Genomic DNA, 23,315 nt, shown 5'->3' with positions numbered 1-23,315 from the left:
CCTACGCCCGTCATCCCGGCGTTCGCCGGGATGACGGGCAAGGGGATCAGGCCGCGAGCGCGGCGTTCCGGCGGCGCATCGTGACGCCGACCATGCCGAAGCCCGCGATCAGCAGGGCCCAGGTGGTGGGCTCCGGAACGCCACCGAGCGACAGCGTTGCACCGCCGTTACCGCCGTCCGTGCTGTTGATGTAAAGTCCGTAGCTGTCACCAGCGGCAATCGCATAGGTAAAGCTGCCGTAGGACGTGAAGCCCGGGTCGGACTCGACCGGTGAGAATTCGTACAATATGTCGTTGATGAAGACGCCGGCCCGGTCGAACGCGGCACCGCCGGTGTCGTCGGTGTGGTAGCGATAGTTGACGACGAAAAGACGCGGCGTGGTCGCCAGATTGGTGAACGTCACGATGTTGCGAGCGACACCATTGTTCGAGCCATAAAGCGTGACCTGGTACGGTGACGGCCCGAGGCCGACATAGCCGTTGCCGCCTGCCGAATTCGCCAGCACGAAAGTCGCTGACGCCGGTGCGACGAGGGATAGGGTGGCCGCAGCGGCCACCAAGAATAAAGTGCGCGTTCGCATTAAAATGCCTCTCGGAAGCGGCCGATAGTCTGGTCCGGTGATCAGGCCCCAACCAATCGGCGTGTTTTCTACGCAAAAGCGACACAACCTGGCTTCTATCGATCATTCGCGGAGAGAAAGCTATCAGCTTTATTTCGGAATCGTAAAGAAATGTCGGGTGATGGTAGCGGCTGCAATTTCGAAAGCCGTGTCTGAACACGGCCTCGCTGTGGGGCCGCCCGCACGCCGACAGGATAGGGTCGCTATCGCCGAGGACACGCGGGCTTGCTTGCCCTTCCCTGCCCCGCCCCCTAGCACCGGGCATGGCCTCCGTCCCAACCTCCCCTGCCCCCGCCGCCCCGACCTCCCCCTTCGCGATCCCGAACTTCCGCGCCTTCTGGCTGGCGCGGTTCGCGTCGACCATCGGCGGCATGATGCTGGTCATCGTCATCGGCTGGCAGGTCTATGCGATCGCGCGCGAGACGATGGTGCCGAAGGACGCGGCGTTCCTGCTCGGGATGATCGGGCTGGCGCAGTTCCTGCCGCTGTTCCTGCTGACGCTCGTCGTCGGCTACGTCGCCGACCGGGTCGATCGGCGTTACCTGGCGCGCGGTGCGATCGCGCTCGAGACGCTGTGCGCCGGCGCGCTCGGGTTCATGTCGCTGACCGGTACCGTCACCCTGCCGGCGCTGTTCACCGTCGCGGTGCTCCTCGGCGTCGGCCGCGCGTTCGCGGGCCCGTCGCTCCAGGCACTCGCCCCGAACCTGGTGCCGCGCGCGATGCTGCCGACCGCGATCGCGTGGAACTCGATCGGCTGGCAGACCGGAGCGGTGCTTGGGCCGCCCCTCGGCGCGTTCCTGTTCGCCGCCAGCAGCGCGGCACCCTATCTCGTCGCGGCGGTGCTGTTCGCGGGATCGTTCGTCGCGCTGATGCTGATCGGACCGGTGCCGCGCCCGCCGCGCTCCGAATTGTCACCCTGGGCGCAGACCGTCGAGGGCCTCGGCTACGTTCGGCGCAACAAGATCGTTCTCGGCGCGATCAGCCTCGACCTGTTCGCGGTGCTGCTCGGCGGCGCCACCGCGATGCTGCCGGTGTTCGCGCGCGACGTGCTGCACGTTGGCGTCGAGGGCCTCGGCCCGCTCCGCGCCGCGCCCGCCGCCGGGGCCGCGCTGACCGCGCTGTTCCTGACCCGCAAGCCATTGAGCCGCAACGTCGGCGTCATCATGTTCGCCTGCGTCGGGGTGTTCGGCCTTGCTACCATCGTCTTCGGCCTGTCGGTGAACCTTTATCTGTCGCTCGGCGCACTGTTCGTGCTGGGGGCCGCCGACATGATGTCGGTCTACGTACGCTCGTCGCTGATCCAGCTCCACACTCCCGACCATATGCGCGGCCGGGTGTCGGCGGTGTCGATGCTGTTCATCTCCGCTTCGAACGAGCTGGGCGAGTTCGAAAGTGGCCTGACCGCAGCATGGCTCGGCCCGGTCGAGGCGGTCGTGCTCGGCGGCATCGGTGCGGTGCTGGTCACCGTCATCTGGGCGTGGGGTTTTCCGCAGCTCCGCAAGGCCGACCGCTTCGTGGCCCCGCCCGACTCGAATCCTGCCGCCAAAGCCGCTATTGCCGACGAACAATGTGAAGCCGGAGCGACACGATGAAAGCTGCAAATATCCTCGCCACTATCGGCAACACCCCGCACATCCGGATGTCGAAGCTGTTCCCCGACGCCGAGGTTTGGATCAAGTCGGAGCGTGCCAACCCTGCCGGGTCGATCAAGGATCGCATTGCGCTGGCGATGGTCGAGGCCGCGGAGGCCGACGGCTCGTTGAAGCCCGGCGGCACCATCGTCGAGCCGACCAGCGGCAACACCGGCATCGGTCTGGCGATGGTGGCGGCAGTCAAGGGCTACAAGCTCGTGCTGGTCATGCCCGAATCGATGTCGCTCGAGCGCCGCCGCCTGATGCTGGCCTATGGCGCCAGCTTTGCCCTGACCCCGCGCGAGAAGGGCATGAAGGGTGCCATCGAGCGCGCCGCCGAGATCGTCGCCGCGACGCCGGGCGCCTGGACGCCGGGACAGTTCGAGAACCCCGCCAACATCGACGTCCACGTCCGCACCACGGCGCAGGAAATCCTTGCCGACTTTGCCGACAGCCCGCCGCACGCGCTTATCACCGGCGTCGGCACTGGCGGCCACATCACCGGCGTCGCGCAGGCGCTGAAGCCCCACTTCCCCGAAATGAAGGTGTTCGCAGTCGAGCCGACGCTGTCGCCGGTGATCTCGGGCGGCCAGCCCGGGCCGCACGCCATCCAGGGCATCGGCGCGGGCTTCATCCCCGCCAATTTGCACACGCAGTTGCTCGACGGCGTCATCCAGGTCGACCCCGCGGACGCCAAGAAGATGGCGCTGCGGGCCGCGGCCGAGGAAGGCATGCTGGTCGGCATCTCGAGCGGCGCGACCCTGCAGGCCATCGCCCAGAAGCTGCCCGAGCTGCCCGCCGGGGCGCGCGTGCTCGGCTTCAACTACGATACCGGCGAGCGCTATTTGTCGGTCCCGGACTTCCTGCCGACGGAGTAAGCCGGCCTAGCGTTGCGGCCCGAGGGTGATCATCGCGACCTCGGGCGGCACGCCGATCCTCAGCGGTACCATCGAGGTGCCGAGGCCCGACGAGACGATCATGCGCTGGCCGTGCTCGCTGAACAGCCCGCGTAGGTGGTGGTCGTTGAACACGCCGCCGGTGCTCCGCGTCCCGAGCAGCGGGAGCACGATCTGGCCGCCGTGGGTGTGGCCGCAGATCAGCAGGTCGACCGAGCGCGGGATCCACTGGAAAAAGTCGGGGACGTGCGACAGCAGGACCAGCGGGCGATCGGTCGGCGCACCCGCCACCGCCAGCCGCGCGTCGGTCACCGGATTGTGCAGGCTGGTCGGGTCGTCGACGCCTGCGACCGTGATCGGCCCCACCGAAATCCAGCGGTTCTGCAGCATCCGGATCGGCGTCCGCGCAAAGACGATCGGCGTCCAATAAGGGCTGTCGTGATTACCCCGTACCGCGATGACGCCGTAGCGCGCGCAAAGCTTGACCAGGGGCACCAGCGCCTCGTCGAAGTTGGCGACCTGGCGGTCCCACAGCTTGCCGCCGACGAAGTCCCCGGTGATGACGACGAGGTCGGGATGGAGCGCGTTGACCTGGTCGACGATGCGCGCGACCCGGCTGAGCGGCATGTCGGGCCACGCGACGTGGATGTCCGTGAGCTGGACTACACGAAGCGGCGGCGCGCCCGCCGGCCACTTAGCAAACCCGACCGAATAATGGGCTACGACTGGATCGCGTGTCGCCTCGTAATAGCCATAGACAACGAGGGCCAGCACAAGGCCGGCGACGAGCATCAGCACCGTCGCCAGTATCCGCAGCAGCTTCATTCGGGGCACCCCGGGGTGGCGAGCCTCAGGCAGCCGCCTTCATGGCCTGCCCGTAGAAGGTTTCGCCGCGCGCCGCCATATCGCGCAGCAGCTGCGGCGGGGTGAAACGCTCACCGTGACGCTGCGCCAGGCCGTCGAGGATGGCGACGACGTTGGCCAGCCCGAGCGTGTCCATGTGGCTGAACGGCCCGCCGGTGAACGGCGCGAAGCCCCAGCCGAAGATCGCGCCGAGGTCGCCGTCCTGCGGCGTCTCAAGCACACCTTCGGCAAAGCACCGCGCGCACTCGACGAGCTGCCGGTACAGGAGTCGCTCGCGGACCGCCTCGGGGGTTGGCTGGTGATGCTCGCCGCCACCGGCGACAGTCGCCGACAATTCGGGCCAGAGGTACTTCTTACCCGGCGCTTCAGGATAGACGTAGAACCCCTTGGAATTCTTGCGCCCGAGGCGTCCGAGTTCATGCATCGTCTCGATGACGACGATGCCGGGCTGCTCGACGTATTTGTCGCCGAGGTCGGCCTTGGTCTGCTGGCCGACTTTGTACGACAGGTCGAGCCCGACCTCGTCGTTGACCGCGAGCGGGCCGACCGGCATCCCCATGTGCTTGCCGACGTTCTCGATCAACGCCGGCGTGACGCCCTCGCTGAGCAGCGCCAGGCCCTCCTGGATATAGGTGCCGAAGCAGCGCGAGGTGTAGAAACCACGGGAATCGTTGACGACGATCGGCGTCTTGCGGATCTGCGCGACATAGTCGAGCGCCTTCGCGATGGCCTCGGGCCCGGTCTGCTTGCCGACAATGATCTCGACCAGCGGCATCTTCTCGACCGGCGAGAAGAAGTGGATGCCGATGAAATTGGCGGGCTTCGACCATGCCTCGGCGAGCCCGGTGATCGGCAGCGTCGAGGTGTTCGAGCCGAAGATCGTGTCGGCACCGACGACGGCCTCGGTGGCCTTGGTGACGCCCGCCTTGATGTCGCGCGTCTCGAACACCGCCTCGATGATCAGGTCGCAGCCCGCGAGATCGGCATAGTCCGCGGTCGGGTGGATGCGCGCCAGCAACTCGGCAGTCTTCTCCGGGCTGGTGCGCTTCTTGGCCAGCCTGTCGGCGGTGTACTGCTTGCCCTTCTCGGCATTCTCGACGGTGCGGTCGAGCAGCACGACCTCGATGCCCGCCTGCGCGCTGACCATCGCGACGCCCGCGCCCATCAGCCCCGCGCCGAGCATGCCGAGCTTCTTGACCGGAGCCGCAGCGACGCCCTTGGGACGCCGCGCGCCCTTCTCCGCCGCCTGCTTGGAGACGAACAGCGAGCGGATCATGTTGCCGGCCTGCGGGTCACTCACCAGCTTCGCCATGTACTTGCTCTCGAGCTTCAGCGCCGTGTCCATCGGCAGCTGCGAGCCCTCGTAGACCGCGGACAGGATCGTGATCGGGGCGTTCATATTGTGGTTGGTGGTCTTGGCGGTCATCGCGGTGCCGGCCATGAAGGTCTGCGCGAAGCCCGGATTGAACTGCCCGACACCGCCGGGGAACTTGAAGCTCTTCTCGTCCCACGGCTGCACACTTTTGGTCGGGTTGGCCTTGACCCAGTCCTTGGCGGCCTGGACGAGTTGGTCCGCCGGCACGACCGCGTGGACGACACCGAGGCCGAGCGCTTCCTGCGGGCTCATGCTCTTGCCCTGCAGAAGGTACATCAGCGCCGGCTGCACGCCCATCAGGCGCGGCAGCCGCTGCGTGCCGCCAGCGCCGGGGAACAGGCCGACCAAGACTTCGGGCAGGCCGAGCTGGATCTTCGGATTGTCGGCGACGACCCGGTAGTGGCACGCCAGCGTGAACTCGAGCCCGCCGCCGAGCGCGAGGCCGTTGATCGCCGCCGCGACCGGCTTGCCGCAGGTCTCCAGCGCGCGGAGCATCTTGTTGAGGCCGTAGACGTTGTCGAACAGCCGGGCCATCCGCGACTTGCCGTCAGCGTCGCCGCGCCCGCCGCCGGTCATGCCGCCCATGCCCTTGAGGTCGGCACCCGCCATGAAGCCCGACGCCTTGCCGCTGGTCAGCACCGCGCCCTTGACCTCGGGGTCGGTCTTCAACCGCTCGATCGCGGCGGTCAGGTCGATGGTGACCTGCGGGGTGATGACGTTCATCGAAAGGCCCGGCACGTCGATAGTGAGCAGCAGGATACCGTCGGCGTCGAGCTCTGAGCGGATGGCGGTGTCGGTCATTTGTGGCCCTTCTATCTTGGTCCCCCTTCCCTTCAGGGGAGGAGTTAGGGGTGGGGAGTACGGGCGTCATCTCCGCCTCAAGTCCCCACCCCCGGCCCCTCCCTGATGGGGAGGGGTGAAGTAAATCAGATCCGCTCGATCACCGTCGCGGTGCCCATCCCGGCACCGACGCACAGCGTCACCAGCGCGGTCGACTTGCCGGTGCGCTCCAGCTCGTCGAGCACCGTGCCAAGGATCATGCCGCCGGTCGCCCCCAGCGGATGCCCCATCGCGATGGCGCCGCCGTTGACGTTGATCTTATCGTGATCGATCTTCATCGCCTGCATGTAGCGCAGCACGACGCTCGCGAACGCCTCGTTCAGCTCGAACAGGTCGATGTCGGCGGTGGTCATGCCGAGGCGCTTCAGGACCTTCTCGGTGACGAAGCTCGGGCCGGTCAGCATGATCGTCGGCTCGGAGCCGATCGAGGCCATACCGAGAATGCGGGCCCGCGGCTTGATGCCGTATTTCTCGCCCATCTCGCGGTTGCCGACGAGGACCGCCGACGCGCCGTCGACGATGCCGCTCGAGTTGCCGCCGTGGTGGACGTGGTTGATCTTCTCGATCTCGGGATAGCGCATCAGGGCGATGGCGTCGAAGCCGGGCATGCCCTCGCCGATCGCCTCGAACGCCGGGTTGAGGCTGCCGAGCGACTGCATGTTGGTCTGCGGGCGCATGTGCTCGTCATGGGCCAGCACGACCTCGCCGATAACGTCCTTGACGCCGATTACAGAGTTCTTGAAGCGACCCTCGCTCCAGGCACGGGCGGCGCGCTTCTGGCTCTCGACGGCGTAGGCATCGACGTCGGCGCGGCTGAAGCCCCACTTGGTCGCGATCAGGTCGGCGCCGATGCCCTGCGGGGTGAAATAGGTCTTGTAGGCGACCGCCGGGTCCATCGCCCAGGCGCCGCCGTCGGCCCCCATCGGCACCCGCGACATGCTCTCGACGCCGCCGCCGATGGCGAACATCGCTTCGCCGGAGATGACCTTGGCGGCGGCCATGTTCACGGCCTCGAGCCCAGAAGCGCAGAAGCGGTTGATCTGCACGCCGGCGACGGTCTCCGCATAGTCGGCGTTGAGGACGGCGACGCGCGCGATGTCGCTGCCCTGCTCGCCGACGGGAGCGACGCAGCCGAGCACAACGTCGTCGACATCGGCGGTGTCGATGCCGGTGCGGTCGCGGATCGCCTGGAGGACCTGAGTCGCGAGCTGGATCGGGCTGATTTCGTGGAGCGCGCCGTCCTTGCGGCCCTTGCCGCGGGGCGTGCGGACGGCATCGTAGATCAGGGCTTCGGCCATGGTCGATCTCCTACTTCTCGTTTCGTCATCCCGGCGAAAGCCGGGACCTATTCCGCATCGATTGCGTCCCGGCTTTCGCCGGGATGACGGTCAAAACAAATGGGCGGGCAACGCCATCATGGCTTCGCTGCCCGCCTCGAGCTTCCGCCGCAACGCCCCCGCATCGGGGAAATAGCGCTCGGCGTAGTAACGCGCGGTGATCAATTTGGCGTCGTAGAACTCGCGGTCGGTGGTGCCGGCGTCGATCGCCTCGTGCGAGGCCTTCGCCATCAGCAGCCACATGTGGCCGAGGCTGACGATGCCGAGGATGTCGAGGTACGCGGCCGCCCCGGCCCCGGCGTTGTTCGGGTTCGCCATGCCGTTCTGCATCAGCCACATCGTCGCCGTCTGCAGCTCGCCGAGCGCCTTCTCCAGCGGCTTGGCGACCACGTCGAGGCGCGGATCGGCGGCGGCATCGGCGACCGCCTGCCCCGCCAGCGCGAGATACGCGCGCAGCCCCCGGCCGCCGTTCATCGCCAGCTTGCGGCCGACCAGGTCCATCGCCTGGATGCCGTTGGTACCCTCGTAGATCTGGGCGATGCGCGCGTCGCGGACGAACTGCTCCATGCCCCATTCGACGATGTAGCCGTGGCCGCCATAGACCTGCTGGGACTTGGTCGCGATCTCGTAGCCCTTGTCGGTGCAATAGCCCTTGATGACCGGGGTCAGCAGCCCGATCAGGTCGTCGGCCAGTTGCCGCTCCTCGGGCGTCTCGGCCTTGTGCGCGAGGTCGACCTGCAGCGCACCCCACAGGATCAGCGCGCGCGCACCCTCGTTGAAGGCGCGGCCGTCCATCAGCATGCGGCGGACGTCGGCATGGACGATGATCGGGTCGGCCTTCGAGGCGACCACGTCGGCACCGGGGCCCGGCGCGACCGTGGCCGAGCCCGCCACGCTGAGCGCCTTGCCCTGCACCCGGTCGCGGGCATAGATCGCGGCGTTCTGGTAGGCGACTTCGCCCTGGCTGAGGCCCTGCACGCCGACGCCGAGGCGCGCCGCGTTCATCATGATGAACATCGCGCGCAGGCCCTTCATCTCCTCGCCGATGAGGTAGCCGGTGGCGCCGTCGTAGTTCATCAGGCAGGTCGAATTACCGTGGATGCCCATCTTGTGCTCGATCGAGCCGCACTTGACGGCATTGCGCGCGCCCAGCGAGCCGTCGGCGTTGACCAGGAACTTGGGCACGATGAACAGCGAGATGCCCTTGACGTTGTCGGGCGCGCCGGTGGTTTTCGCCAGCACCAGGTGGATGATGTTGTCGTTGAGGTCGTGCTCGCCCGCCGAGATGAAGATCTTGGTGCCGGTGATCTTATGGGTGCCGTCATCCTGCGGCTCGGCGCGGGTGCGGATCAGGCCGAGGTCGGTGCCGCACTGGGGCTCGGTCAGGTTCATCGTGCCGGTCCAGCGGCCGTGCACCATGTTCGGCAGGTACATCTGCTTCTGGGCGTCGGACCCGACCGCCATGATCGCCGCCTGAGCGCCCTCGTTCAGGCCCGGGTACATCGAGAACGCCATGTTGGCGCTCGACAGGAACTCGGCGACCGCGGTGCCGACGACATGAGGGAGGCCCTGGCCGCCGTATTCGGGCGACGCGGTCAATGTCCCCCAGCCGCTCTCGACGAACTGGTCGTAGGCGGCCTTGAAGCCCCTGGGCGTCGTCACCGAACCATCGTCGGCGCGGGTGCAACCCTCTTGGTCGCCACTGAGATTGAGCGGCGCCAGCACGTTCTCGCAGAACTTGGCGCCTTCCTCGAGGATCGCCTGGACGAGGTCTGGGGTCGCGTCGGCAAAGCCCGGCAGGTTCGAATATTTGTCGAGCCCGACGATCGCCGACAGGACGAAGGCGGTATCTTTCACGGGCGCGCGGTAGCTCGGCATCGGTGGGCGGTCCTAGTGTTTCGCGGGGCCTAGTGTTTCGCGGGCCTAGTGTTGCGCGGGGTGGTCGGCGAGTTCCTTCTCGACGACCGCAACGAATGTCTGCAGTTCTTCGATCGTAGCGTCGATATCGTTACGCTGTTCCTGCAACGCGAGGATGCGGTCGTGGCATTTTTCGAGAGTCACCCGGCGCTGGGTCTCGCGGCCGTCGCCGACGTCGTACAGGTCGATCATCTCGCGGATCGTGGCGAGGCTGAAGCCGACATTCTTGGCGCGCAGGATCCACGCCAGCCGGGCGCGGTCGCGGCGGGAATAGACCCGGTTCTGCCCCTGCCGCTCGGGCGCGATCAGGCCATTGTCCTCGTAGAAGCGGATGGCGCGCGGGGTGACGTTGAAGCCCGACGCGAGCTCGGTGATGGTGTAGGTTTCAGCGTCATCGGCATGGGCCGGAACGTGCGCGTGGGCGAAGGCGTGGACGTGATCGTTCATGGAGGGACAGTTTAGTTGACGCTTACGTCAAGTGCAAGCTTGGAGCTTGATCCGCGCCGGCCTTCGGGAAGGCTGCAGGGCGCGCCGAAGCCCCCTCCGGTGTTCCAACACCGTGGGGGCGATAATCTTGGCCCGTCCGGCCTCCGGCTGGTTCCCGCCCGGCGCTAACTGGGTGGGGCCGCGAGGCTGAATGCGAGGCGTGTGATCGCTGCATGGGGCGGGCGTCGACGGAACGGCTGGTGTTGAAACTCGAAGGGTGCCACCCAATCCCGGCTTCACAGGCCAGGATCGGCGGCGTGGTGTCCTGTCGGCGGCGGCTTCCCGTGGTGCCCATGCAGCGAACGCGTAACCGGAGTTCCAGGGTAGCGCTCCCTGTCCGCCGGTGGGCCCTCACCAAAGGATACGAAACCCAGCACCAAGACTAACCGAAAAGGTTCGTAATGTCAAGGAAATTACCGGGAACGCCGGAAGGCTCAGGCGGGAGCGTCGGCGATCATCGCGGTGAACTTCGCCTCGGCAACGGTCTTGCCGTTGATTACGGCCCGCCCGGCGAACTTGCAGACGGTGGCGCGGCGCTGGATAAACTCGACGTGAAGTTCCATCAAGCAGCCGGGCTCGACGGGAGCGCGGAACTTCGCCTCCTCGATCGCCATGAAATAGACGAGCTTGTTCGAACCCTCGAGGTTCATCGACTTGATCGCGAGGACGCCGGCGGTTTGCGCCAGCGCCTCGACGATCAGGACGCCCGGCATGATCGGGCGGCCGGGGAAATGCCCGGCGAAGAACGGCTCGTTGATCGTCACCGCCTTGATGCCGCGCGCCGACTTGTCGGGGACGATGTCCTCGACCCGGTCGACGAGCAGCATCGGGAAACGATGCGGGATCAGCGCCATCACCGCGCGCACATCGACTGCACCCAGGTTAATCCCAGGCGGAGTCGACGTGTCGGGCGTGTCGTTCACGTCGCCGTTTGCCTTACTTGGCAGGAGCGGCGGCGGCCGGCGTCGCGGTCGAGACGCGCGGCAGCGACTTGTCGAGGCGCGAGACGATGTCGGTGGTGACATCGATCGCATTCGAATGCTGCAGCGTCGCACCCTCGGCGAGGGCGATCGAGGCACCGCGCTCGCGCATTACCGTGGTGATGAGCGGCTGGGCGGCGTCGTTGATCTGCTTCAGCACCGCCTGGCGCGAAGCCTGGAAGTCGGTGTTGCGCTTCTCGAGATCGGCCTCGTCCCGCTGGCGGCGGGTCTGGTAGTCCTTAACCTTCGCCTGGAAGGCGGCGATGATCGCCGGCGTCGCGGTCTGCGGCGGGGCGCTCTTCTGGAGGTTCTGCTCTTCGGTGCCGTACTGGGTGCGGAGCGACTGGACGCGCGCCTGGATACCGTCGGCGCGGGTCTTGAGCTCGGCGGCGGCCTGCTTGCCGGCAGTCGACGTCTGGAACACCTGGTCCATGTCGACGATCACGATGACCGCCGGCGGCAGTGTCTGCGCGACGACCGGAGCGGCGAGCATCGCCGTGGCGAATGCCACGGCTTTCAGCATGTTAGTCATTAGAATTGAGTCCCTACGTTGAATTGGAAGATCTTGGTGTTGTCGCCCGGCTGTTTTACGAGCGCCTTCGCGACGTCGAAGCGGAACGGCCCGAACGGCGAATTCCAGGACACGCCGGCACCAACCGAGACACGTGGCTTCGCCGAATTGCCCAGGAAGAACTCCTGGAATCCCGACGCCCCGGCGGTGTTTGCCGCGCAGTTGAGCGATGCCGGAAGTTGCGTCGCCGTCGCCGCCGGTTGCTGGCAGGTAAGGGTCGGCGACTTGACGCCGAACACGGCACCTGTGTCGACGAACACCGACGGTCGCAAGCCCAGCTCCGCCCCGGCCGCGCCGAGCGGAATCTGCACCTCGGCGCGGGCCCGGTAGAACGCGCGGCCACCGATGGCGTCGTCGGTCTTGCTGTTGTTGTCCAGCAGCACAGTCCCGGTCGCATCGAGCAAGCGGCGGATGACCCGCGGGCCGACGCCGCGGATGCCGAAGCCGCGCAGTTCGGGCTCGCCAAGGAAGAAGCGGTCGTTGATGCGGATCTTGTCGATGCCGTTGCCCGGGTCCTTGCCGTAGCCCCAGATGTAGCCGGCCTCGCCGCCCAGGTTGAGGATGAAGCCGCTGCCGAACAGCGCCCAATAATGGTCGTAGGTACCGCGCGAGCGCAGGTACTGGACGCCGCCGCCGACGCCGGCGAAGTCCTGGCTGAACGTCATCCGCTGGCCGGCGCTCGGGCGCAGGCGGTTGTTGAGGTTGTCGAAGATGATGCTGTAGCCGACCGACGACGTCGTCCGGTTGCCGATCGAGTCGCACAGGTAACGGCCTGCGATCAGCGGGCTGCACTTGCCGGTGGCCGGATCGTTGTACTGCGCGTCCAGCGAGATCTTGTCTTGGCTCAGGCCATAGCGGAACGACGCGGCCCAGAACTCGGTGATCGGGAAGCCGACGCGCGCCTGCCCGCCGGTCGTAGTCTGCGAATAGGTCGTCTTACGGTCGTTGCCGTTGCCGGTGTACTGGAACGAATTGTAGTCGCGGCGGAACAGGTCGACGCCGAGCGCGAGGTTGCGTCCGAACAGATACGGCTCGGTGAAGCCGAGCTCGACAGACTTCGAGTAGCTCGAGATGTTTGCGGACGCGCGCAACTCCTGGCCGAGCCCGCGGAAGTTGCGCTGGCGGATCGACAGGCTGAGGATGAAGCGCTCGAGACTCGAGAAACCGGCGGAAACCTGGAGCTCACCGGTCGGCTTCTCCTGGACGTTGGCCTCGAGGATGACCTTGTCGGGGGCCGAGCCGGGCTTCTGCTCGATGTCGAACTTCTCCTGGAAGAAGCCGAGGCCCTGGATGCGGTCGCGGGTCCGCTTGACCTTGAAGCTGTTGAAGGCGTCACCCTCGCCGAGCCGGAACTCGCGGCGGATGACGCTGTCGCGGGTCAGCGTGTTGCCGTTGATGTTGATCTTCTCGACGTAGACGCGCGGCGCTTCGTTGATCGCGAAGGTCACGTTCATCTCGCGCTTTTCTTTGTCGCGGTCGAACTGCGGGCGGACTTCGGCGAACGCGTAGCCGAGCAGGCCCGCGGTTTCCGACAGGGTGTCGACCGTCGTCTCGATCTTCTGGGCGTTGTACCAGTCGCCCGGCGTGATCTTGATGAGCGGCTTGAACTCCTTGTCCTTGATGTCGCGGATCTGGCTGTCCAGCTCGATGCGCCCGAACTTGTAGCGCTCGCCCTCGTCGACGACGTAGGTGACGATGAAGTCCTTGCGGTCCGGCGTCAGCTCCGCCGTCGATGAGACGACGCGGAAGTCGGCATAGCCCTGGGTCAGGTAGAACTGGCGCAACTTCTGCTGGTCATAGGCCAGCCGGTCGGGGTCGTAGGTGTCGTTCGAGGCGAAGAAGCGCCACGGCCGCGCCTGCCGCGTTGCCATCGAGGCGCGCAGCTGGCCGTCCTTGAACTTGGAATTGCCCAGGATGTTGATCTGGCGGACCTTGGACTTGGCACCCTCGTTGATCTCGAACACCAGGTCGACGCGGTTCTGGTCGAGCTGGATGATCTTGGGCTCGACCGAGGCGGCAAAGCGCCCCGAGCGGCGGTACAGCTCGAGGATTCGCGCAACATCGGCGCGGGCCTTGGACCGAGTGAAGATCTGGCGCGGCGCGACGCGGATTTCTTCGCGGATCTTGTCTTCCTTGACCCGCTTCGAGCCCTCGATGACGATCCGGTTGATGACCGGGTTTTCCTTGACCTCGACGATCAGCGTACCCGCGTCGTCACGGATGGTGACGTCGGCGAACAGTTCGCTGGCGTAGAGGTCCTTCAGCGCCTTATCGAGGCGCTCGCGGTCGTAGGCGTCACCCGGATTGAGCTCGATATACGAACGCACCGTCTCGGGCTCGAGCCGCTCGGTGCCGCGCACGATGATAGCGCGCACGGTGCTGCTCACCGCCGATACGGCGGCCGGTGCCTCGGTCGCAGGCGCAGCGACAGCGCCGGGCGCCGGCGGTGCCGGGTCCTGCGCGAACGCCGGCATGCCGGCCAAAGCCGTGCCGAGCAGCAAGATGGGGGCCAGCCGGCGCGGCAGCATCGACCCAGACAAATGACTCACGCGCTATCCCGCCCTTCAACCCCGTCGCTTCATTTACCGCCCAGCCGAGACCCCTTCAGGGACCCCCTCAGCCGAGCAGTCCGGTCAGGTGCTTCCACACCCCGATCGACCCGAGATCGTTCCAGGTCAGCAAGACCATCAGCGACACGAGCACCGCGAAACCCGACAGGAACGCCCATTCCTGGACGCGTGCCGCGAGCGGTCGTCGGCGCACCGCCTGGAGCGCGTAGAGGAACAGATGGCCGCCGTCCAGCATCGGTACGGGCAGCAAATTGATGAAACCGAGATTAATCGAGATCAAAGCCACCAGTTCGATCAGATTCGGCCAACCGACCGAGGCGACCTGCCCCGTCAGCTGCGCCATCTTCACCGGACCGCCCATCTCCTTCACCGAACGCTGGCCGCTGACGATCTGCCACAACCCGATCGCCTGCGACCGGATCACCGTCCCGGTATGCGAGACTGCCTCGGGAATGGCGCGCCACATCGGCAATTGTTCATAGCGCACACGGCCGCTGAAAATCCCCAGGCGACCGACCCTGACCTGGTTGCCGAAGCCGTCGTTCTCGAGGCTTACGCGCGGCGTGAGCTCGATCACCCGGATCGATCCGGCGCGCTCGATGCGCAGCACCAGCGGGCCGCCGACCGAGGACGCGGTGTGGGTGATCAGCTCGTCGAAGCGCTCGACCCGCGCCCCGTCGACAGCGACGATGCGGTCGCCGGGCAGCACACCCGCCGCCGCAGCCCGCCCGGCAGGATCGAGCTTGCCGACCACCGAGGGTGTGGTCGGGGCGCCGTAGGTGACGAAGAACCCGACGTAGATCAGGATCGCGAACAGCATGTTGGTCAGCGGACCGGCGACGGTGATCGCGGCCTTCGCCCACAACGGTGCAAAATGGAACAGACCGGCGCGCTCGGCCACGGGTATGTCATCGATGTCGGTGCGAGGCTGGCTCGCCTCGTTGGCGTCGCCGGCGAACTTCACATAGCCGCCCAGGGGCAACCAGCCGATCTGCCAGCGCGTGCCACGCTTGTCGGTCCAACTGGCAATAGGACGCCCGAAACCGATCGCGAAAGTCTCGGCGCGAACACCGCACCAGCGCGCCACCAGATAGTGGCCGCCCTCATGAATGAAGACGAGCACGCCGATGACGCACAGGAACACGCCGACCGTGAAGGGCAGTCCGGGTTGCGCCAGCGTCGTCAGTGGAGCCTCCGTCCGATGGCGGCTCTTGCTGCCGCGCGTGCTGCGCCGTCTACCGCGATGACTTCCTCGAGCGATCCACACGGGCCGACCGATAGCCGTTCGAGTGTTTCCCCCACGATTGCGGCGATATCGAGGAAAGACACTTGACCGGCGATGAACGCGGCGACGGCAATCTCGTTGGCGGCATTGAGGATACAGGGCGCCGCGCCCCCTGCCCTGAGCGCGTCCCACGCCAGCCCAAGCGCCGGGAAACGCTCGAAATCCGGGGCCTCGAAAGTCAGGCTGCCGATCGCGGCGAGGTCGAGGCGCGCCGACGGCGTCGCCATCCGCTCGGGCCACGCCAGCGTATAGGCGATGGGCGTCCGCATGTCGGGCGTGCCGAGCTGCGCCAGTACCGAGCCGTCGATGTACTCGACCAGGCTGTGGATCACCGACTGGGGATGAACGAGCACCTCGAGCTGCGACGCGGTCACCGGGAACAGGTGGTGCGCCTCGATCAGTTCGAGCCCCTTGTTCATCAGCGTCGCGGAATCGACCGAAATCTTGGCGCCCATCGACCAGACCGGGTGCTTGCAGGCCTGCGCCACGGTCGCGTCGCGCATCTCGGCGTGGGTCGCGGTGCGGAACGGCCCGCCACTTGCGGTCAGGATGACCCGCGCGACCCGCTCGGGGCGCTCGTGGTCGAAGCACTGGAAGATCGCATTGTGCTCGCTGTCGACGGGCAGCAGCGTCGCGCCGGTGCGTGCCGCGGTCGAGGTGACGAGATCACCCGCGCAGACCAAGGTCTCCTTGTTGGCGATGGCGACGGTCGCGCCGCGCTCCACGGCCGCCATCGTCGGGCCGAGGCCAGCCGCCCCGACGATAGCGGTCAGTACGATGTCGGAATCACCCGCGGCGGCGTCGCGCACGGCTGCGGTGCCGGCGGCCGCCTCGATGCCGCTGCCTGAAAGCGCGGCCTTGAGGTCGGCGTAGGCACTCTCGTCGGCGACGACGGCGATGCGCGCTCCGACGGCGCGCGCCTGGGCGGCGAGGCCCTCGACGTCGCGGTTCGCGGTCAGGGCGTCGACGCGCCAGTCCTGCGGCGCGCGCTGGAGCAGGTCGAGCGTCGACTTGCCGACCGAGCCGGTGCTGCCAAGCACGGTGATGCCACGCGGGCTCATCGTGGGATCGCCACGGCGCCGAGCGCGACGATGATCGCCACCGGGACGAGCCCGTCGAGCCGGTCGAGGATACCGCCGTGGCCGGGCAGCAAGCGTCCGGAGTCCTTGAGGCCAGTCAATCTTTTCATCCAGCTTTCGAACAGATCACCGCCCTGCGCGACAACCGCGAGAACAAGGCCCGCTATCAGAGCATAATCGAACAATGCCAGCGAGATGCCGGCGATCCTTGCGACGATGTACGAGGTCAATGCCGCACCGATCGCACCGCCTGCCAGACCCGCCCAGGTCTTGTTCGGGCTGAGCGCAGGGGCGAGCTTCGGGCCGCCGATGGTGCGTCCGGCGAAAAACGCGAAGATGTCGGTCGCCCAGACGATGGCGAGTGTCCAAGCAGTCAGTTCGAGACCGCCAGGCAGGCCGCGCAATACGATCAGCGCGATGCCGGGGAGCGCGCAATACAGGACGCCACCCGCGATCCAGGCCGCGCGCTGGCGGTCGTAGCCACGCGCGAAGATGCCGAGCAGGATCGCGCCGCCGACGGCCACGAGCAGCGCCCGGTCGACGGCCGCGTAGATCGCGAAGAAGATAGAGGCGCCAACGATGGCGAGGCCGGCGAGGCGGAAACGCCGGCTGATATCGTGCATCACCGACCATTCGGCGAACATCAGCAGCACCGCGACCGCGACCAGCGCGCTGAACACCAGCCCGCCAGCCCAGACCGCGGCGAGCGCGACGGCGATCAGCACCACCCCGGTCAGGACCCGGGCGGTCATCCGACTGCCGCCGCCGGGCAGCGCGCTAGCGTCCGCCAAATCGACGCTCCCGGGTTGCGAACTCGGCGACGACCTCGGCAAGCGCGGCTCCGTCGAAGTCAGGCCACAGCCGCTCAGTGACGACGAATTCGGCATAAGCGGCCTGCCACAGCAGGAAATTCGACAGCCGCTGCTCGCCCGAAGTGCGCACCACCAGGTCGGGGGCGGGCATGCCGGCGGTGTCGAGACGCGCCTCGATTGCGGCGGCGTCGATGGCGTCCGGAGCGACCTCGGCGGCGAGCGCCTTCGCCATCCGGACGATCTCATCCTGCCCGCCGTAATTGAGCGCGATCGCCAGGGTCAGCCCGGTGTTGTGCTCGGTCCGGCGCTTGGCATCCTCGAGCATCGCGACAAGATCGGGCTTCAACGCTTTGTAGTTGCCGATGAACATCAGGCGGACACCGTTGCCGTCGAGTTCGGCGATCTCGCTGCGTATGTAGTGGCGGAGCAGGCCCATCAGGTCACCGACCTCGTCGGCCGGGCGCTTCCAGTTCTCGGAGCTGAAGGCGTAGAGCGTCAGAAACTGGATGCCGAGATCAGGCGCAGCCTCGACGACTTTGCGGACCGCTTCGACCCCGGCGCGGTGCCCGGCGACGCGCGGCAGGTGACGTGACTTCGCCCACCGGCCATTGCCGTCCATGATGATCGCAACGTGGCGCGCCCCGGTTTCGGAACCGGCTTTGACGGCCCGGGTCGAGCCGACCCCCGAAGTGCTGGCGCGCGCGACGCTCACTTGCCGAGGATTTCCTTTTCCTTGGCGGCGCTGGTCGCATCGATGTCGGCGACCGACTTGTCGGTCAGCTTCTGGACCTCGGTCTCGAGGCGCTTCTGGTCGTCCTGGCTGATCTTGCCCTTCTTCTCGGCCGCCTTCAGCGTCTCCATGCCGTCGCGGCGGACGTTGCGCGCCGCGATGCGGGCGGCCTCGGCGTACTTGCTGGCGAGCTTGGCGAGTTCCTTGCGGCGTTCCTCGGTCAGGTCGGGGATCGGCAGGCGCAATGTCGTGCCGTCGACGATCGGGTTGAGACCGAGCCCCGCGGCGCGGATGGCGCGGTCGACGGCATTGACACTCGACTTGTCCCAGACCTGCACCGACAGCATCCGCGATTCCGGCGCGCTCACCGTCGCCAACTGGTTCAGCGGCATGTTGGAGCCGTAGACCTCGACCTGGACCGGATCGAGCAACGACACCGAGGCGCGCCCGGTGCGCAGCCCGCCGAGGTCGTGCTTGAGCGCGTCGAGGCCACCCGCCATCCGGCGGTCGAGATCGGTCTTGAAGGCCGCAGGGTCGAAATCCGCCATCCTAGTTCCTTACCATCGTCGAGACGCCGTCGCCCGCCAATACCCGCGCCAGATTGCCCTCCTCGCGGATGTTGAAGACCACGATCGGTATGTCGTTGTCGCGGCACATCGACACCGCGCTTGCATCCATAACCTTGAGGTCGTCCGCCAACACCTTGGAGAAGCTCACCTCCTCGTAACGCTTGGCGCCCGGCACCTTCTTCGGGTCGGCATCGTAGACGCCGTCGACGCTGGTGCCCTTGAACAACGCATCGCACTTCATCTCGGCGGCACGGAGCGCCGCGCCGGTGTCGGTGGTGAAGTATGGATTGCCGGTGCCGGCGGCAAAGATCACGATCCGCCCTTTCTCGAGGTGGCGCTCGGCGCGGCGGCGAATGTAGGGCTCGCAGACGCTCGGCATCGGGATCGCCGACTGGACGCGGGTGTCGACGCCGAGCTTCTCGAGCGCGTTCTGAACCGCCAGCGCGTTCATCACCGTCGCCAGCATGCCCATGTAATCGGCATTGGCACGGTCGAAGCCGGCCTTCTCGGCGGACAGGCCACGGAAGATATTGCCGCCGCCGACCACGACGCACAGCTCGAAGCCGGCATCGCGCGCCAGCTTGACTTCGCCGGCGATGCGCGAGGTCTCTAGCGGATCAATCCCGAAAGATCCCGAGCCCATAAGGGCTTCGCCCGACAATTTAAGCAAGATGCGCCGGAATCGCTCAGGCATGTGTCGGGCTTTCCCTTTTATGACGCGACCCGAACGCCATTCAGACCTGTCCTAAGGCCATAATTGCGCGCCGTCATCCCCCACCGGCCCGTGAAACCCGAACCGGCGGAGGTTATTTTCAAGCCTGTCCGGCTGCAGCGGCGACCTCGGCGGCAAAGTCCTTCTCGTCGCGCTCGATGCCTTCGCCAAGCTGGAGCCGGACGAACTCGGTGACGACGATCGGCTTTCCCGCTGCCTTGGCGGCAGCGGCAACGACATCCCCGACTTTCGACTTGCCGTCGATGACGAACACCTGGGTGAGCAGACTGTTCTCCTGGCGATACTTGCGGACGCCGCCCTCGATCATCTTCTCGGCGATCTCGGGGGTCTTGCCGCTGGCAATGGCCTTCTCGCGGGCGATGTTGCGCTCACGCTCGACGGTCTCGGCATCGAGGCCGTTCTCGTCCAGCGCCAGCGGGTTGGCGGCGGCGATGTGCATCGCGATCTGGCGGCCGAGCGCCTCGAGCGCCGACGCATCCGCCTCCGACTCGAGCCCGACGAGCACGCCGATCTTGCCGAGGCCCGGGGTGATCGCATTGTGGGTATAGCTGACGACGATGCCCTGGTTGACCTCGATCAGCTTGGCGCGGCGCAGCGACTGGTTCTCGCCAATCGTCGCGATGTTGTGAGTCAACTGGTCCTGCACGCTGCCGGTGCTGCCGGGATAGGGCGCGGCGGCAAGCGCTGCCAAGTCGTCGCCACTCGCCAGCGCGATGTCGGTGACGGTCTTGACGAAGCCCTGGAACTGCTCGTTCTTGGCGACGAAGTCGGTCTCGGAATTGACCTCGACCGCAGCGCCGCGGGTGCCCGAAACGGCAACGCCAACGAGGCCCTCAGCGGCGGTGCGCCCGGCCTTCTTGGCGGCGGCAGCAAGGCCCTTGGTGCGCAGCCAGTCGACGGCCGGCTCCATCTCGCCGGCGGTCTCGGACAGTGCCTTCTTGCAGTCCATCATGCCCGCGCCGGTACGGTCGCGGAGGTCCTTCACCATGCTGGCGGTGATCTCGGCCATGGTCGTTGTCCTTATTCGAATAAGCGGCGTCATCCCGGCGAAAGCCGGGACCCATCTCTCGAAATGCGGGTGATGGGTCCCGGCGTGCGCCGGGATGACGATGTTTTGTTACGCTGCGGCGTCTTCGGCAGGCGCATCGGCGGCAACCGCAGCCTCGACAACCGGCGGGGTCTCGAGAACGAGGTTCGCCGGCTCGGCGACGTGCACGCCGACTTCGCCCAGCGCTTCGACCATCGTCGTCGGCAGCGGGTCGGCCGACACCGGCTCGGGTGCGGCGAAGGTCTCGGCCGGCGGTGCGTCCATCGCACCGATGTCGATGCCCTGGCTCGCCTGGCGGCCGGTGCGCGCATCGATGACGGTGTCGGCGATGGCGTTGCAGTACAGCAGGATGGCGCGGCTGGCGTCGTCGTTGCCCGGAACCGGGAAAGCGATGCCCGACGGGTCGGTGTTGGTGTCGAGGATGGCGACGACCGGAATGCCGAGGACGTTGGCTTCCTTGATCGCGAGCTCTTCCTTGTTGACGTCGATCACGAAGATCACGTCGGGCAAGCCACCCATGTCGCGGATGCCGCCGAGCGACAGCTCGAACTTGTCGCGCTCACGGGTGAGCTTGAGGATTTCCTTCTTGGTCAGGCCGGTGGTGTCGCCCGAAAGCTGCTCCTCCATCTGCTTGAAGCGCTTGATCGAGCCGCTGATCGTCTTCCAGTTGGTCAGCATGCCGCCGAGCCAGCGGTGGTTGACGTAGAACTGACCCGACCGGTTGGCAGCCTCGGCGATGGGGTCCTGCGCCTGGCGCTTGGTGCCGACGAAAAGGACCTTGCCGCCGGCCTGGACGGTGGCGCGAACGAAATCGAGAGCACGCGCGAACAGCGGCACGCTCTGGGACAGGTCGATGATGTGCACGCCGTTGCGGTCGCCGAAAATGTAAGGCCTCATCTTCGGGTTCCAGCGGTGCGTCTGGTGGCCGAAGTGGGCGCCTGCCTCAAGCAGCTGCGCCATCGAGACAACGGGAGTTGCCATGGTATCGTTCTCCTCTATCCGGTTATACCGCCGCAGGGGGTGAACGGGTTTGCGCCCGGCACCGGATGGGTTGCCCCTGCGTGGGGTTTTCGAGAGCGGCGCGGTTAGCCGAGGTGGGGCGGCGGGTCAAGGCTCCCGGTCAGGGTTTGGCCGGCCCGACCCTCAGAATCTTGCCGCTGCTGTCGTCCGTCAGCAGGTACAGCGCACCGTCCGGTCCCTCGACGACGTCCCGGATGCGGTCGCCGCGCTCGGTCAGCAGCCGCTCCTCGCCGACCACGCGGTCGTCACGCAGCACCAGCCGCACGAGCGCCGTGGATGCCAACCCGCCGATGAAGAAGTTGCCCTTCCACTCCGGGATCGCCTTGCCCGAATAGATCGCCAGGCCCGAGGGCGCGATCACCGGGTCCCAGTAATAGACCGGCTGCTCCATGCCCTTCGCCTGGGTCAGGCCCTTGCCGACGCGCAGGCCCGAATACTCCTCGCCGTAGCCGATCGTTGGCCAGCCGTAGTCCTTGCCGGCCTCCGGGCGGTTGAGCTCGTCGCCGCCGCGTGGCCCCATCTCGACCTCCCACAGGCGGCCGCCGGCATCGAGCGCCGCCGCCTCGACGTTGCGGTGGCCGTAGGACCAGATCTCCGGCCGCACGCCCGCCTTACCGACGAACGGGTTGTTCTTCGGCACCGAGCCGTCGGGGTTGATGCGGGCGATCTTGCCGAGGTCGCTCTTGAGGTTCTGCGCCTGGACGCGGCCCGGCAGGATCGAGCGCTCGCCCATCGTCACGAACAATGTGCCGTCGCGGGCGAAAACGAGCCGCGCCCCGTAATGCTGGATCGAATCCAGTGTCGGCATCATCCGGAAGATCACCCGCACGTTCTCGACGCGCGGTGCCGCACCGGTGACCAGCCTGCCGCGCGCCACCGCCAGCCCGGTGCCGCCGGTGCGGCTCTCGGCATAGCTCCAGAAGATCGTGCCCGACGTCGCATAGTCGGGCGACAGCGCGACATCGAACATGCCGCCCTGCCCGCGCGTATCCGTCGGCGGTGTGCCGGTCAGCCGCGCCGACTTGGCACCGTTCGGGCTGACGATACGGAGCGCGCTCGCCTGCTTCTCGCTGACCAGCATCCGGCCGTCGGGCAGGAACGCCAGCCCCCACGGCGTGTCCAGGCCGGTCGCAACCTCGGTGATTTTCAGCGGCGTCCGGGTCTTGACCGCCTCGGCGCGGGTCTGGTTCGGGAACGCGGGCTTGAAGGACGGCACGTTGGCAGGGCCCTGCGCAACCGGGGCGGCGGCGAGCGGCGTCGCGATCAGGGCAGCGAGAAGTCCGAAGCGCATGGAGTCAGGTCCTTCGAAGGGATTTGCCTGCTTAGCGTCTGACGCGTTGACTTGGCACCACCCAAAAGCTAACCACCGCCGCGCCCCACTGCCCTGTCGTCTAAAGGTAAGACAACGGACTCTGACTCCGTTAATCGAGGTTCGAATCCTCGCGGGGCATCCAGGCTTCAGCCTTCGATCTGCTGGCCGAGCAGCGCCAGCGCCGCGGTCGCGAAGGCGACCATGTTGCCGAGGCGGTCGCTGCTGCCGGTCTCCAGCGTCCGGGCGAGTGTCGCCCCGCCGGCCACCGCGAAGCAACTGTGTCCCGCCGCATCGCCGTACGGATTACCGGTCGGACCCGACGCGCCGGTCTCTGAAATCCCCCAACTCGCGCTGAACCGCCGCCGTACCGTCTCCGCGAGCAGCATCGCATACGGCTCGCTCGCCGACTTGATGCCGACGACATCCTCGCGCTTCAGGTCGAGCAGCCGGTGCCGCGCCCGCGCCGTGTAGATCACCCCGCCACCGAGGTAATAGGCCGAAGCCCCCGGCACCGCGAGCAATGCCGCCGAGATCAATCCGCCCGTCGAGGACTCCGCGACCGCGACCGTTTGGCGCCGCGCGACGAGGGCGGCGGCGACGGTACGCGCCTGCTCGAACAAGCCCTCCATCGAGGCTACGCC

21 protein-coding genes and 1 tRNA gene are annotated in these 23,315 nt (G+C 66.9%); 3 read left to right on the top strand and 19 right to left on the bottom strand.

From position 1 onward, the window contains the following. Positions 1 to 46: 46 nt before the first annotated feature. Positions 47 to 505 (bottom strand): PEPxxWA-CTERM sorting domain-containing protein, encoded by a 459-nt coding sequence (locus KX816_09535; protein QXQ08182.1) that lies wholly within the window; start codon positions 503 to 505, stop codon positions 47 to 49. Positions 506 to 882: 377 nt separating this feature from the next. On the opposite strand from KX816_09535, the gene KX816_09530 reads away from it, so the two are divergent. Together KX816_09530 and cysK are read left to right on the top strand one after the other, a co-directional pair. Beyond that, a complete protein-coding gene (locus tag KX816_09530; protein ID QXQ08181.1) occupies positions 883 to 2,211 on the top strand; it encodes an MFS transporter in 1,329 nt (442 codons plus the stop codon). Then, a complete protein-coding gene (gene cysK, locus KX816_09525; GenBank protein QXQ08180.1) occupies positions 2,208 to 3,128 on the top strand; it encodes a cysteine synthase A in 921 nt (306 codons plus the stop codon). The genes KX816_09530 and cysK overlap by 4 nt, the downstream gene beginning before the upstream one ends. 6 nt (positions 3,129 to 3,134) lie before the next feature. Here the strand turns inward: cysK and KX816_09520 are convergent, their stop codons facing one another. The 17 genes from KX816_09520 to KX816_09440 all read right to left on the bottom strand — a co-directional run bounded on the left by KX816_09520 (position 3,135) and on the right by KX816_09440 (position 22,653). Then, complete coding sequence (locus tag KX816_09520) at positions 3,135 to 3,971, bottom strand: metallophosphoesterase (protein ID QXQ08179.1); 837 nt, start codon at positions 3,969 to 3,971, stop codon at positions 3,135 to 3,137. Positions 3,972 to 3,996: 25 nt separating this feature from the next. Next, a complete protein-coding gene (locus tag KX816_09515; protein QXQ08178.1) occupies positions 3,997 to 6,186 on the bottom strand; it encodes an enoyl-CoA hydratase/isomerase family protein in 2,190 nt (729 codons plus the stop codon). Between the two features lie 125 nt (positions 6,187 to 6,311). Then, positions 6,312 to 7,523: an acetyl-CoA C-acetyltransferase gene (locus KX816_09510; protein ID QXQ08177.1), complete on the bottom strand. Its 1,212-nt coding sequence runs from the start codon at positions 7,521 to 7,523 to the stop codon at positions 6,312 to 6,314. Positions 7,524 to 7,613: 90 nt separating this feature from the next. Then, the gene (locus KX816_09505; GenBank protein ID QXQ08176.1) at positions 7,614 to 9,440 is read right to left on the bottom strand and encodes an acyl-CoA dehydrogenase C-terminal domain-containing protein; all 1,827 of its coding nucleotides are present in this window, start codon (positions 9,438 to 9,440) and stop codon (positions 7,614 to 7,616) included. 45 nt (positions 9,441 to 9,485) lie between these two features. Then, the gene (locus tag KX816_09500) at positions 9,486 to 9,926 is read right to left on the bottom strand and encodes a MerR family DNA-binding transcriptional regulator (GenBank protein QXQ08175.1); all 441 of its coding nucleotides are present in this window, start codon (positions 9,924 to 9,926) and stop codon (positions 9,486 to 9,488) included. A 473-nt stretch (positions 9,927 to 10,399) separates the two neighbouring features. Next, positions 10,400 to 10,990 carry a 3-hydroxyacyl-ACP dehydratase FabZ gene (gene fabZ / locus KX816_09495; protein ID QXQ08174.1) on the bottom strand — a complete coding sequence of 197 codons (591 nt, stop codon included), beginning with the start codon at positions 10,988 to 10,990 and terminating at the stop codon, positions 10,400 to 10,402. After that, entirely contained in the window at positions 10,902 to 11,468 is a 567-nt protein-coding gene (locus KX816_09490; GenBank protein QXQ08173.1) for an OmpH family outer membrane protein, read from the bottom strand. The genes fabZ and KX816_09490 overlap by 89 nt, the downstream gene beginning before the upstream one ends. Before the next feature lie 8 nt (positions 11,469 to 11,476). After that, positions 11,477 to 14,044: an outer membrane protein assembly factor BamA gene (bamA, locus tag KX816_09485; GenBank protein QXQ08491.1), complete on the bottom strand. Its 2,568-nt coding sequence runs from the start codon at positions 14,042 to 14,044 to the stop codon at positions 11,477 to 11,479. Between the two features lie 88 nt (positions 14,045 to 14,132). Further along, entirely contained in the window at positions 14,133 to 15,263 is a 1,131-nt protein-coding gene (gene rseP / locus KX816_09480) for an RIP metalloprotease RseP (GenBank protein QXQ08490.1), read from the bottom strand. A 5-nt stretch (positions 15,264 to 15,268) separates the two neighbouring features. Continuing rightward, positions 15,269 to 16,432 (bottom strand): 1-deoxy-D-xylulose-5-phosphate reductoisomerase, encoded by a 1,164-nt coding sequence (locus tag KX816_09475; protein QXQ08172.1) that lies wholly within the window; start codon positions 16,430 to 16,432, stop codon positions 15,269 to 15,271. Then, positions 16,429 to 17,202 (bottom strand): phosphatidate cytidylyltransferase, encoded by a 774-nt coding sequence (locus KX816_09470; GenBank protein QXQ08489.1) that lies wholly within the window; start codon positions 17,200 to 17,202, stop codon positions 16,429 to 16,431. Before KX816_09470 ends, KX816_09475 begins: the two co-directional genes overlap by 4 nt. 25 nt (positions 17,203 to 17,227) lie before the next feature. Continuing rightward, a complete protein-coding gene (locus tag KX816_09465) occupies positions 17,228 to 17,974 on the bottom strand; it encodes an isoprenyl transferase (GenBank protein ID QXQ08171.1) in 747 nt (248 codons plus the stop codon). Further along, on the bottom strand, positions 17,971 to 18,540 hold the full coding sequence (gene frr / locus KX816_09460; GenBank protein QXQ08170.1) for a ribosome recycling factor: 570 nt from the start codon (positions 18,538 to 18,540) through the stop codon (positions 17,971 to 17,973). The genes KX816_09465 and frr overlap by 4 nt, the downstream gene beginning before the upstream one ends. A gap of 1 nt (position 18,541) precedes the next feature. After that, entirely contained in the window at positions 18,542 to 19,255 is a 714-nt protein-coding gene (pyrH, locus tag KX816_09455; protein QXQ08169.1) for a UMP kinase, read from the bottom strand. Positions 19,256 to 19,373: 118 nt separating this feature from the next. After that, on the bottom strand, positions 19,374 to 20,303 hold the full coding sequence (tsf, locus tag KX816_09450; protein QXQ08168.1) for a translation elongation factor Ts: 930 nt from the start codon (positions 20,301 to 20,303) through the stop codon (positions 19,374 to 19,376). Between the two features lie 108 nt (positions 20,304 to 20,411). Then, positions 20,412 to 21,323: a 30S ribosomal protein S2 gene (rpsB, locus tag KX816_09445; protein ID QXQ08167.1), complete on the bottom strand. Its 912-nt coding sequence runs from the start codon at positions 21,321 to 21,323 to the stop codon at positions 20,412 to 20,414. A gap of 139 nt (positions 21,324 to 21,462) precedes the next feature. Further along, on the bottom strand, positions 21,463 to 22,653 hold the full coding sequence (locus tag KX816_09440) for a PQQ-dependent sugar dehydrogenase (protein QXQ08166.1): 1,191 nt from the start codon (positions 22,651 to 22,653) through the stop codon (positions 21,463 to 21,465). An 89-nt stretch (positions 22,654 to 22,742) separates the two neighbouring features. Between KX816_09440 and KX816_09435 the strand changes: the two genes are divergently transcribed. Next, positions 22,743 to 22,816: transfer RNA gene (locus KX816_09435), tRNA-Gln, on the top strand. A gap of 4 nt (positions 22,817 to 22,820) precedes the next feature. Here the strand turns inward: KX816_09435 and KX816_09430 are convergent. After that, positions 22,821 to 23,303, bottom strand: coding sequence for a CinA family protein (locus KX816_09430; GenBank protein ID QXQ08488.1), 483 nt, complete (start codon positions 23,301 to 23,303; stop codon positions 22,821 to 22,823). Positions 23,304 to 23,315 lie beyond the last annotated feature (12 nt).

Source organism: Sphingosinicellaceae bacterium (assembly GCA_019285715.1).
In the GTDB taxonomy this organism is placed as follows: domain Bacteria; phylum Pseudomonadota; class Alphaproteobacteria; order Sphingomonadales; family Sphingomonadaceae; genus Glacieibacterium.
The sequence above is the reverse complement of the archived record's forward strand: the minus strand, read 5'-3'. Positions and strand labels throughout refer to the sequence as shown.